Source organism: Paenibacillus durus ATCC 35681, assembly GCF_000993825.1.
Classification (GTDB): domain Bacteria; phylum Bacillota; class Bacilli; order Paenibacillales; family Paenibacillaceae; genus Paenibacillus_AQ; species Paenibacillus_AQ durus_B.
The window spans coordinates 824,699-836,932 of the sequence record NZ_CP011114.1 but is presented as its reverse complement, the minus strand read 5'-3'; the positions used below and the strand labels follow the sequence as shown (position 1 = coordinate 836,932).

At 53.3% G+C, this 12,234-nt stretch carries 11 protein-coding genes; all 11 read right to left on the bottom strand.

From position 1 onward, the window contains the following. Positions 1-17 precede the first annotated feature (17 nt). The gene (locus VK70_RS03800; RefSeq protein ID WP_025694622.1) at positions 18-2,291 is read right to left on the bottom strand and encodes a beta-glucosidase family protein; all 2,274 of its coding nucleotides are present in this window, start codon (positions 2,289-2,291) and stop codon (positions 18-20) included. A 10-nt stretch (positions 2,292-2,301) separates the two neighbouring features. Then, entirely contained in the window at positions 2,302-4,596 is a 2,295-nt protein-coding gene (locus VK70_RS03795) for a xanthine dehydrogenase family protein molybdopterin-binding subunit (RefSeq protein WP_025694623.1), read from the bottom strand. A 1-nt stretch (position 4,597) separates the two neighbouring features. Then, the gene (locus VK70_RS03790) at positions 4,598-5,107 is read right to left on the bottom strand and encodes a (2Fe-2S)-binding protein (RefSeq protein WP_046722824.1); all 510 of its coding nucleotides are present in this window, start codon (positions 5,105-5,107) and stop codon (positions 4,598-4,600) included. Between the two features lie 26 nt (positions 5,108-5,133). Next, the gene (locus VK70_RS03785) at positions 5,134-6,006 is read right to left on the bottom strand and encodes an FAD binding domain-containing protein (RefSeq protein WP_025694625.1); all 873 of its coding nucleotides are present in this window, start codon (positions 6,004-6,006) and stop codon (positions 5,134-5,136) included. A gap of 21 nt (positions 6,007-6,027) precedes the next feature. After that, on the bottom strand, positions 6,028-6,462 hold the full coding sequence (locus VK70_RS03780) for an SRPBCC family protein (protein ID WP_025688391.1): 435 nt from the start codon (positions 6,460-6,462) through the stop codon (positions 6,028-6,030). 54 nt (positions 6,463-6,516) lie between these two features. Further along, positions 6,517-7,212 (bottom strand): isochorismatase family protein, encoded by a 696-nt coding sequence (locus tag VK70_RS03775; protein ID WP_025694626.1) that lies wholly within the window; start codon positions 7,210-7,212, stop codon positions 6,517-6,519. A 12-nt stretch (positions 7,213-7,224) separates the two neighbouring features. Beyond that, positions 7,225-7,596 (bottom strand): DsrE family protein, encoded by a 372-nt coding sequence (locus tag VK70_RS03770; protein WP_025688393.1) that lies wholly within the window; start codon positions 7,594-7,596, stop codon positions 7,225-7,227. Between the two features lie 286 nt (positions 7,597-7,882). Continuing rightward, complete coding sequence (locus tag VK70_RS03765; protein WP_025694627.1) at positions 7,883-8,698, bottom strand: DUF3891 family protein; 816 nt, start codon at positions 8,696-8,698, stop codon at positions 7,883-7,885. Positions 8,699-8,720: 22 nt separating this feature from the next. Further along, complete coding sequence (locus tag VK70_RS03760; protein WP_036639112.1) at positions 8,721-9,986, bottom strand: FAD-dependent monooxygenase; 1,266 nt, start codon at positions 9,984-9,986, stop codon at positions 8,721-8,723. Positions 9,987-10,020: 34 nt separating this feature from the next. Then, positions 10,021-10,713 carry a GntR family transcriptional regulator gene (locus VK70_RS03755; protein ID WP_025694629.1) on the bottom strand — a complete coding sequence of 231 codons (693 nt, stop codon included), beginning with the start codon at positions 10,711-10,713 and terminating at the stop codon, positions 10,021-10,023. 205 nt (positions 10,714-10,918) lie between these two features. Further along, a complete protein-coding gene (locus VK70_RS03750; protein WP_025694630.1) occupies positions 10,919-12,220 on the bottom strand; it encodes an ABC transporter substrate-binding protein in 1,302 nt (433 codons plus the stop codon). Positions 12,221-12,234 lie beyond the last annotated feature (14 nt).

The following is a 12,234-nucleotide window of genomic DNA, read 5'->3' as shown; positions in this document are numbered from 1 at the left end:
TCCTTCACCTCCACAGTCTATAGACCGAACAACTCTTCCATCATCCGGTCGGACCAGCGCTCCGCCGTTCCATCTTTGGACAGAAGCTTGATAAATCTCCACAAAGGCATCTCCAGGAAAAAGCCTCTCAGCTTCCCGGCCAGAATCGTCTCTTTCAGGTTCTCATCTTCCGCAACATGCTCAGCCAAGTAGCGGACAGCCTGCAAGCCTCGCTCAGTCTTAAGCCACTGCTTCAGAAGGCTGTTTGCGTCAAGCGTTATTTCGGTCTTACCAGTGAATTCAATATGAATGAATTCAATATGAACGCGCGTGGACAGGCGAATGTCGCGCGAAGAAGCTCCAATGGACAGAACAAAGTCTCCACTGTCGGCCGTCCAGCCTCCGGCAGCCGGATGGTAATAGGAGAAGTCGCGTTTTTCTAATTGCAGTGTAACGGTCTGTGTTTCACCCGGTGAGAGCTCAACCTTAGCGAATCCCTTCAATTCCCGGTCCGGGCGAACCAGCTCGCAATCCGGGTCGGATACGTACAACTGGACAATTTCTTTCCCGCATCTGCTCCCGGTATTCGTTACCTTGACCGACACGGCGAAGCAGCCTTCTTCCGGTTTCCGGACAACCTCAAGATCCGTATAATCAAAGCTTGTGTAGGACAAGCCATACCCGAATGGAAACAACGGCTCAATCTCTTTGCGGTCATAATAACGGTATCCGATAAATAATCCTTCGCCATACACCGTCTTGCCGTTGTCGCCTGGAAAATTCAGATAAGACGGATTGTCTGACAGTTTCACCGGAAAAGTCTCCGCCAGTTTACCGGAAGGATTCGCCTCCCCGAACAATAGACGAGCCAAGGCACTGCCGCCTGCCTGCCCGGGAAGCCATACCTCAAGCACGGCGGACGCATCCGAGATCCACCCGCGCATATCTACGGCAGACCCGTTATTCAGCACAACAACACAGGATTTATGAACAGATGCCACAGCTTGCAGCAGCGCTGAATGTCCGGCAGGTAAATCCATGTTCTCCCTGTCGTTTCCCTCAAGCTCCGTGCTGCCCGCAAACAGAAGGACGACCTCCGCCTGAAGAGCTGCACGAACCGCTTCAGAAATCAGCCCTTGGTTGTCCGCGCCATCCTCATCATAGCCATCCGCATAGATAATCTGCGTCCCGGGGTCCAGTATTTTTACAATCTCATCGAAAGGAATTTCCAAGAATGACGGATTGATACTGGAGCTTCCACCCCCCTGAATTAACGGGAACTTCGCATTTCTTCCGATAATTGCGATTGAAGGCAGCCCGGATGGCTCAAGCGGCAGAAGACGATTGTCATTCTTGAGCAGCACCATGCTCTCTTCGGCCGCTGTCCGGGCAAGCCGGTGGGCTTGCTCCAGGCTCCAGTCAAGATTGTCAGGAGCGGGCCCTGTGCCCCGAAGGCTTTTCTCCACGGCCGACAGTACATTCAGAACCGCCCCATCCAGTGTCTCCTCGGTAAGCTCGCCCGAGTGCAAGGCTTCTTTGAGCTGCTTGGCGTTTGACAGGGCAGGGCCTGGCATCTCCAAATCGAGTCCGGCCTGAAGAGCTTTTACCCGGTCATTAACCGCCAGCCAGTCGGACATCACGAACCCGCTAAAATTCCATTCCCCGCGAAGAATATCTGTCAGCAGCAACCGGTTTTCCGAAGCATAGGTTCCATTTACTTTATTGTAGGAGCTCATAATCGACCAAGGCGCGGCTTTCTTGACCACACGCTCAAAGGCAGCCAAATAGATCTCCCTCATCGTTCGTTCATCCACTTCCGAACTGATCGTCATCCGCTCGAATTCGGTATTGTAGCAGGCAAAATGCTTCAATGACGTGCCGATGTTCCGGCTCTGAACCCCTCTGATGAACGCCGCAGCCATTTCTCCCGCCAAGAAGGGATCTTCCGAATAATATTCGAAATTCCTGCCGCACAGAGGCGAGCGCTTCATGTTAATGCCGGGTCCCAGCAAGATTTGAACGCCCAGTTGCCGGCATTCTTTTCCCAGGCTTACGCCGATCTGTTCCATCAGCTCCACATTCCAGGAAGAGGCCAGTCCGGACGAAGTCGGGAAACAGGTGGCCGGCTTGCTGAGGCCAAGCAGCGTGCCATCCTGCTCCTTCCTCACTCCATGAGGACCATCAGTCATGCAGAGCGATGGAATCCCGAGCCGTTCAACGGCGCTTGTGCCCCAAAGATCTTTTCCCGCGACCAAGCTGATTTTCTCATCCAACGTTAATTGCCCAAGCCACTTTTCCGCCAGTGAATTCATCTCGCTTGGATCACCTCTCCGGCTTCATTTGTTTGAGTGCCTCGCGAATGCGTTCGGGCCGAAGGGGCAGAGACGTAAACGGAATAGCGTATTCCTGCAGCGCGTTTACGATCGCATTGGCAATCGCGGGGGCTACGGCTACCGTTCCGCCTTCTCCCGCGCCCTTTACCCCTAGCGGGTTCAGCGGCGAAGGATAGTTCTCCAGAATCTCGGTGGTGACCTCCGGCACTTCCATTGAGGTTGGAATCAGATAATCCATGAAGCTGCCGGACACAAGCTGTCCGATTTCATCATATTTCAGATTCTCGTACATGGCGCCTCCGAGTCCCTGGGCCATTCCGCCAATGAGCTGGCCCTCCACAAGCATCGGGTTGATCGCCTTGCCAAGATCATAGGCAATATAATATTTCAAAATTTGCAGCGCCCCTGTGTCGGGATCAAGCTCCACTTCGGCAGCGTGGCAGCCGTAAGGATAAGTCATATGCTCGATATGGAACGTGTATTTCTCACACAGCGAAATGCCAAGGTCCGAGCAAATCGTCAGTAATTCTTCCAGCGGCATAGCGGCCTGCCCCGCTTCGGCATACACCACGCCCCCGTCCTTGAGGGCGAGCATGTCCACCGGAACCTTAAGCTGCTCGGCCGCAACCTTCAGCAGCTTCTCTTTCAGCAATCCGGCCGCGTGCCAGGCGGCCGATCCGCCAACAACCGCTCCGCGCGTGGCGAATGAGCCGTTGCCCTTCTCCACAAGCGCGGTATCGCCGTGAACGACGCTGACATCGCTGTAAGGAATACCAAGCTGATCGCTGCAAATTTGCGCCAGTGTCGTTGTAATCCCCTGACCGACCTCCGTCAGACCGGTCTTGCAAATCACCCGGCCGTCCGGCCGCATCTCCACCTCGGCAAACTCCCACGGGCCAAAGCCCGACTTTTCCACAAAGGAGGCAAAGCCGAGGCCGATAAAGCGACCTTCCTGCCTGGCCCTGGACTGCTTCCCGGCAAACTGCTCCCAGCCCATGAACTTCCGGGCGCGGTCAAGTGTCTCGGCATAGTCGCCGCTGTCATATTCAATGACTTGACCGAGTGCGGACAGCCCGTTGCTGTAGGGCATCTGTTCGGGACGAATGTAATTTCGTTCCCTGACTATGGTGGGGTCCAGCTTCAAATGCGCAGCGACCATGTCGATGACCCGCTCGCGGACAAACGTCCCCTCGAAACGTCCCGGCCCCCGGTACGTTCCAACCGGCGTCTTGTTGGTCAATACCAAATGCGTTACGATTTCAATGTCGCTGAAATCGTATGGCCCTGGGAACATGGCCTGGGTTAAAGACGGCACGGTCGTGCCATGCGTGCGGATATACCCGCCCTGGTCGAAGAAGATTTCATCCCGCAGCGCATAAATCCGTCCGTCGCCGTCAAAGCCGACCGTTACCCGGTGCTTCTGTTCTCTGGAGTGGTTGGTCGCTTTGAAATGTTCCAGACGGTCCTCGATCCACCTGACCGGACGCTTCAGCTGTATGGCGGCGAACGGAATTAAATAGTCTTCCGGGTAAAATTCGCCGCGCGGCCCGAAGCCGCCGCCGCAATCCGTTTCAACCAGCCGGATTTCGTCTATATTCTTGTTCAGCAGCCGGGCCATCAGCTGATGATTGAAATGGACAACCTTCGCGGCTCCGTATACCGTCAGCCGCTCGTCCTCATCGCATAGCGCAAGCAGCCCTCTCGTTTCCATCGGAATGCCGGAGTGCCGCTGTACGTAAAGCTCCTCCTCCAGCACATGCTCGCACGTCTTCAGCCGCTCCGCCGCCTCTCCCTTCCTGCCGTGAATCAGGTACATTTCATTCGTACCCGCATCGGGATGAAGGATCGGCGCCCCCGGCTCCAGCGATTGAACCGCATCCGTAACCGGAGGCAGCACTTCATATTCGATATGGATGAAATCCGCAGCGTCCTCGGCTACATAGCGGTTCTTCGCCACAATAACGGCCACTGGGTCGCCCACGTAACGGACGCGGTCTTTTGCCAGCGGATATTGCAGAGCCTTTTCAAGGATCGGGTCCGGAGAGAGCCGCATCGGGATCGGACGCAGGTCGTCCGGCAGGTCGGACGCCGTCAGAATCAGGAGCACCCCGTCAAGACCACGGGCCTCTTCCGCGTCGATGGAACGAATGATCGCATGCGCATGCGGGGACCGGATGATCACGGCTTCGCATTGATCCGGAAATTGCAGATCGCCGACATATTGCCCTCTGCCCGTTACGAGATTATAATCCTCCAGCCGTTTCAGACTTGCCCCAATCGACATGTCACTCCGCCCTTTCCCTCATTTCTTTAGCCGCGTATTCCACCGCATCGACAATCCCCTGATATCCTGTACAGCGGCACAAGTTGCCGGAGATCGCTTCGCGGATTTCCTCACGGCTCGGGTCCGGATTATGCTCCAGCAGGTGACAAGCCGTCATCAGCATGCCCGGCGTGCAAAATCCGCATTGCAGTCCGTGCTTTTCCCAGAAGCCATTTTGCAGCGGATGAAGCTCCCCGTCCTGGCTTTCCAGTCCTTCAACGGTCACGATGTCCGCCTGATCCGCTTGAACGCCGAACACGAGACAGGACCGGACGGGCCGACCGTCCATCATAATCGTACAGGCTCCGCATACGCCGTGCTCACAGCCTACATGCGTTCCCGTAAGCCTCAGTTCGTCGCGCAGGACATCGGACAGCAGCATGCGAGGCTCCACATCAACCGTATATTCCTTCTGGTTGACCTTCAACGTTATCGTCTTCAACCGGCTCGATTCTGCGGTTTTTTCCGTCATGGACGCTCATCCTCCCTTTCTTCCTGTCAGACCAGTTTTGCTTCGTCTGCGGCTTTTTTCAGCACTCGGCGGCTTAACGCCACGCATAAATCCTTGCGGTACTCGACGCTGGCGTGTATATCCTTCTCCGGCTCGACCATATCCACGATTGGGGCGCAGCTCTCCGCGAACAATTCATCGCTCGGAGCTTGGCCGATCAGCTCGTCAGTGACATCGTCCAGCTTGACCGGAACGCCGTCCACTCCGCCGATGCAGAGCGTAGCGCTCTCTATCAGACCTTCCTCATCCAGCGTAACGGAGGCTGCGGCGATTATGATAGCGAAGTCGCCGCTGCGCAGGGTAAACTCTTCAATCGCATGGCCTGTCCGTTCCGCAATGACGGGAAAATGCACGGATTTGACAATTTCATTAGGTTCAATCGTTGTCGTCATATAGGTCAGGAACAGTTCCTCCGGAGTCAATTCCCGCTCATCTTCGCTCGACACAACGGTCACTTTCCCGCCGAGTGCCGTCAGCATAACCGGAAGCTCCGCCGTAGGGTCCGCGTGTACGATGCTGCCGCCAATCGTTCCACGGGAGCGAATCTGCGAGTGCCCGATCAGCTTGATGCCTTCCGCGAGCATCGGGCAGCTATCCCGAATCTCTGCGGAGTGCTCCACCATGTAATGACGGGTCAGCCCCCCGATGACAATCTCGCTGTCGCCGACTTCAATTCCGGTCATGCCCGGAACGCCGTTAATATCAATCAGCACCGGCGGTCTGGCCAGCCGCATATTCATCATCGGAATCAGGCTTTGCCCTCCCGCCAAAATTTTGGCGTCATATCCGAACTCATCCAGTAGAGATAAGACTTCATCCAATGTTTCCGGTCTATAATAATCGAACGCTGCGGGTTTCATTGTGTGCGGCTCCTCCCTTCCTTACACTTCCTTCGCCAGCTTCTTGAAGAAGTCTTTTACAATCATCTTGCCGATCCCGGACAGAATGCGCTGGCCCACTCCGGCAATCAGGCCGCCCACCTGGGCCGTTCCGTCATATTTGATAATCGTCACCGAATCGCTCTCGGACTGAAGCTCAACGCGGGCGTCGCCTTCGATGAATCCGGCCGGACTGTTCGCCTTCATAACAAGGCGGTAATTCTCCGGCTCATCCTTGTCGAGAATTTTAATCTCCGCCTCATAGCTGCCGCGCACCGCTGCAATGCCGATCGTAATATCGGCCTTGTACGTATCCGGCTCCGTCTCCGTAATCGAATTGCAGCCCGGCGTGGCCTTTTTCAGTACGTCAGGATCGTTAAGCGCCTTCCACACCGCTTCTTTTCCCGCTTTCACCTTTACTTCACCTTGAACCTCCATAAGTATCCTCCATTTCTGCTGCCCAAGTTTTTGGTTAAACGGCTGCTTGTCCTATTAAACGCTCAATGGTTTCAGTTCCGCGATTACTTCGGCTACCGGCACGACATCCGCATATTTCTGCTGCATATCGAAGAGATTGATTGCATGAGAGGCAATGCCGCGGTCAAACGCGCATTCCTCCGGGACAATGACTTTAAAATTATTGGAAAAAGCATCAATGACAGAAGCGCGCACACAGCCGCTTGTCGTACAGCCCGTCACGATGACCGAATCGACATGGCGGGCCGTCAGGTATGATATCAGCGGCGTTCCGAAGAACGCGCTCGGCTTCTTTTTGGAGATGACGATTTCGCCATATTGCGGCTCAAGCTCGCTGACCACCTGCGCTCCCTTTGCGCCTTCAAGCAGCTCGGGGTGATCGAAAATGTTGCCTTTAATGGCGATCCGGTCATTCGGAGCGGACCTGCTGCCCTCAATAATCGTGAAGAACACCGGAATTCCGGCCTGTCTTGCGGCCGTCAGCAGTTCCTTGATATGCGTAATCGCTTCCCAGCTGCTTTCCCCGCAGCTCGTCGGGTATTTCTGAATGGATTCCTCGATACTCTCCGGTGAATCGCCGGTGAATCCGTACTGCACATCCACAATAATCAGGGCCGGACGGCTGCCGATGCCCATTGCATGGCCTAGACCGGCCTTTGCATATACCCTCTTGTCCCGTTCATCCAGATAGTTGTCCCAGATTCGCGCCACGAGCAATCCTCCTTATCCGTAGGTAATAACCCGGTCATGATCGACGGTCAGACGCACCAGCACATTCGGTTCTGCAAGCTGGACCTGCTTGCCACTCAGCTCCTTCTCCGTCATCCCCCGCGCGCCGCAGGATATCCGGGAGAGATAAATGGCCCCTCCGCCTCCAATAATTGCATCATAGGATTCACGTACGGTCGTCACGCCGTCTCCCACTCCGATCACACTGTCCAGGATATCGTCACGCAGAAGCTGAACGGCGCTCCCTGCAAGAAACATGGAGACGAAATGTCCTTCCTGAATGGCGGTCTTGGCGATAAGAAACGCCCGATCGGCCTGAGTCGGCGCTTCAGGTCCATGCGTAAGATGAATTAAAATTTTGGCCATGTCATTTCCCTCCCGTTAGTTATTTAAGATGAACTTAAGATTTTCCATCACATATCAGTCGTAACTACGAGGAATGTTTGGACTTCCGGCCGCTGTTGTCTCCAGATTTCTTGATTTAAACCGCTCTTCGCGGATGAAATCCGGAGACAAAGGCGGTCGCTGTCGCTCCTACAGTTCCAAACTTCCCCTTCGCAACTCCTTACCCTGATGTCATTTTCAAGTTCATCTTATATAGATGGGCATTTTACAAAATGCCGATATGCGTAATCCGGTATGGAATCCATGATCAAGTCTCAGCCGGAACCAGCTTCCAGACAACCTCCTCGGTCTCGGCCTTCTCCATCACTTCGTAAAGCTCCTCATGCGAAGCGTAGCGGGTATCGGGAATTTTGCGCCGCAGCACGGTCGTTTCCACAACCGAATCGAACGGGAACGGATCGACGGCAACAACGCCGTTCCCCTGCCCCTGAACCGTAATCATTTCACCCTCGGAACCAAGCGTCTGGCGAACCGGACCAAGAACCCACTTCTCCTTCGTATCCTGAGTCAGCATAGATACGTACTGGGACAAGCGGTCCATCATCTGTACCAATTCATAGTTCATCCACAGGTTATCTTCGAACAGGCTTCTTCGCTCCGCGCGGTTCCACAGGGCCATCTTCAGATCGACCCATTCCTTCTGCTGTCTGATCGTATTCTCGTCAATAAGCGAAGCCAGTTCACCTGGAATTTTGAATGTAAACGACGGATCATACCCGAACCGGTTGGTGTACAGTCCGATCCAGTGCATGCCCACGAGCAGTCCGGCATACGGGTCTTCATCCCTGACCTGCTCAAATCCCTTGCCGTAGAACTCGACATGCTGGAGCAGATTGACGCTTAAGAACGGAACGGGTTGTCCGGTTTCCGGGTTGAACAGTACCTTCGTGTCCGACTCGACCCAGCCGATGTCGTGCTTCTCAACGGCGAGACACATCGACTCAAAATGATCCGGACGCCGGAACTGCCCATTTCCCCAGCGGCGCGCAACCTGTCCAGCCTGAACGGAGTGATCGTATTGATTGACAATGTGCAGATGCCCGTCATATTTTGTAATGAACATAAATGCCTCTCCCTCTCGGCGATTAGTCGGTAAAAACGAACGAAGGATCAATATCCAGCGGCTTCTCCCGCGTATAGAGGCGCTTGTACGTATCCGTGATGTCCGGGAGCTTGGTGCAAATGCTGAAAATATGAGGGGCCAGATCCTTCTTGACAGGTTCCCGGGTCAGGAATCTTTCCAGGGTTACCTGAAGATTCTGGATCATCTTCACTTCATCCTTTCGTCTTGCTTGAACCTGCTTCAGCGTTTCGAGCGACAGATCGCCGGTACGGAACCCTTTATAAATCACATCCGCCGCAATAATTGCGGTCCCCATCGCCAGTGTGCTGCCAACCGCTCCCCAGGGAGTGACGCAGTGGGCGGCATCGCCGATCAGCAGGCAGCCGTCCTTGGCCCAGTCCTTGACATACCGCATTTTGCATAACAACAGAACAAAGGACTTGAAGTCTTCCATCGGCTCCACATAAGGTTTAAGAATGGGCAGGTCTTCGAGAATCCGGCTTTTGAAGGCTTCAATGCCTTCTTCCTTGATCTTCTGAAACTCGCCCCTTGTGAGCGAAATTCCGCATTGGATGAGTCCGCCCAGCTTGGGAAGGAAGAGATAATTGTAGTTTTTTTGGAAGTAGAAGTGGTAAATGTTATAGTCCCATGACTCCGGCTTCTCAAACGAGAACCACAGCAGGTCATTCACATAATAGTCGAGGTCCAGTTCGAAGCCGGCGAGCTTTTCCATCGTTGAATTCCGGCCGTCCACGGCAACCGTTACCGCCGCGCGAATATCGAAATCCCCTTCCTCTGCCAGCTCCTCCGCGTTTGTAGAATCCCCTGCTGTTCTCACCGCATGAACGCCGATGATTTTATCGCCGTCTTTAATCAGGTCTTTCACTTTCGTATTAAACAGCAGCTTAAAGTTCGGGTAGTGCCGGGCCTTCTCCAAGAGGGCTGCAAGCATTGTCGGCTGGGTCAGTCTGGCACAGTAGCTCTCCTCGTCAATTAAGGTATCAAAGGAAAGCTGCATGATTTCCTTATGATCGTGGAATACAACCACTTCATTGATCTTCACATGGTCGTGGCTCTCAATATAGTCAAGCAGGTTAAGCTGCTTCATCATCTGGACAAAACGCGGCTGGGTAATTTCCCCGCGATATTCCCTGTGAAAGTCCGCATTCTTCTCCAGTACGATCACGTTAATTCCCTGTTTGGCGAGCAGCAAGCCGAGCAGCATTCCGGCAGGACCGGCTCCAACAATGCATACGTCTGTCTTCACTTCGTTCTTAGGCGTCTCCATAGATGCAATCACCTCTCCCTTCCGTACCATCCGTTTAACTTTTTCGAAGTTCTCCTGCCATTTGCAGCGTGCCTGGCGGCTCTATAATGAGTTTAATGGAATCCCATACATGCTCCTGCATCCGGTAACGGGCCAGCTTCGGGTTCCGGGCCGTCAACGCATCCAGAATGCCCTGGTGCTGATGGAAGGTGCTGAAATGCCGGTCCTTATTGCGGCTCCATGCCATGACTTGAATCCAGTTAATCCCCACTCTTAAATGCTGGAGCGTATTTTTTAATGAGAGATTTCCGCTGGCCTCCACAATGAGATCATGGAACTGGTTATTTAGCACAATCGCTTCATCCGAGCGTTCCGTCTCAAAGGTCCGGTGCAGGTAGAGAATCTCCTCCATCTTGCCGAACATAAGCTTGCTTCCCCGCTCGGCCGCGAGCTCCGCAGCCAGGCCTTCGAGCTCGGCTCGAAGCTCGTAATAATCCTGAATTTCTTTCGTAGAGTATTCTTTGATACGGACGCCGTGATGGGGAACCAATTCAAGCACCTGCTCCTGTACAAGCATTCTCAGCGCTTCCCTGATCGGTGTGCTGCTGACACCAAGCATCTCCTTGAGCTGGCGCTCCCTGATCCATATGCCCGGTTCAAACTGGCCGCTCATTACGTAGTCAAACAATCTTTTATAAACGGCCATGGTTGTTGTTTCTTTAACTAGCTTGTCGGGCTGCTGCGTCATTTGTATTCACTCCTTGCCTGTCCGGGTTCGGTTTCCTGTCCCTAAAAAAACTATATTATATATAATATATATTGTTAAATATCAATTGCTTATGTTCCGATAAAGTTGATGAATGTTAGATATAATCCGGCATTTTTTCATCTTCTGGTATAGAGCTGGAGCATCCCTTACAATCTTGGATGCTCCAGCCTTATGTTTTATAAAACTATTTTTTCAGCTTGTTCCAGGAGGCCTGGAATTCGGCCAGCATTTGATCGGGAGTCGATTTTCCGGCCACGTATTTCTGCATCGACTGCGCAATTTCCGTGTATAGACCTTCAGGCATTTTCGACGCTTGCATCGGAAGTGAATTTCCTTCCTCCGAAAACTTCGTCAGATCATCGCCGATACTTCCCACATCAGCCGGGTCGGCCTTAATACTCTTGAAAGCGGGAACCAGCTTGAATTCCTTGGCTACATATTGTTTTCCAATATCGGACGTAACGAGCCAGTTCAAAAATTCCTTCGCCTGCTCCTTAACCGGTGAATTTTTATTCACTACCCAAATGGTAGGCGAAGTAAATACCGCATTTTTGTTAAAATCCGCATCATCGCTGACCGGCATCGGCATTAGTCCGGCCTGGATATTCGGATTGATTTTATCAATAAGCGGCTGAATCCAGTTGCCCGCCGGAATCATGGCTCCCTGGCCGGTGGCGAACAAGGTCATCGACGTGTTGTAGTCCGTGGTCAACGGATTGGCATTGCCATACTTCATTGCAATATCGAGATATTTCGGCAGCCCCTTGAACACATCGTTGCCTGCAAACGTTGCCGCCCCGCTATTGAGGTCCGCGATAAATTTATCCGTATCCGGCACCTTGGCCATAAAGGAATCAAATATTGTAATCCCGAGATCCCATACGCTGGCGTAGTCATTTACAAACGGCGTAAAGCCTTGCGCTTTAAGCTTGGTGCTCGCTTCTTCCAGTTCGGACAGCGTCTTCGGCAGCTCGGTAATTCCGGCTTTGGCGAACATTTCTTTATTGTAGACAAGTCCGGACCCTTCCAGCGACAACGGGAAGCCGTACAGCTTGCCGTCTTTCATCATCGGCGCCTTGGCGGAATCGACAGCATCACTCACCCAAGGCTGATCCGTCAGATCCTCAAGATGATCGGCCCACACATCCATATCGCTGTATCCACCGTTATTGAAAATATCCGGCATTTCATTCGCCGCCAGTTTAGCCTTCAGTTTTGTGCCATATTGGCTGGACAGAACAGACTCAATCTCAATCTTGACACCCGGATGGGTCTTCTCGTACTCGGCCTTCAATACTTTAAGCTGTTCGGCTATTTCCACCTTCTGCTGGAACAGCTTAATCGTAACTTCCTTCTGCGCGTTCGATTCCCCGTTACCGGCAGCATCGGCGCCGGTATTGGCCCCGCTGTTTGAATTGGCCCCGCAAGCGGCCAACAAGCAACACATCAACACTAGGACGCATGAAATGATGAACGAACGCTTCATAATCTGTTAAACCC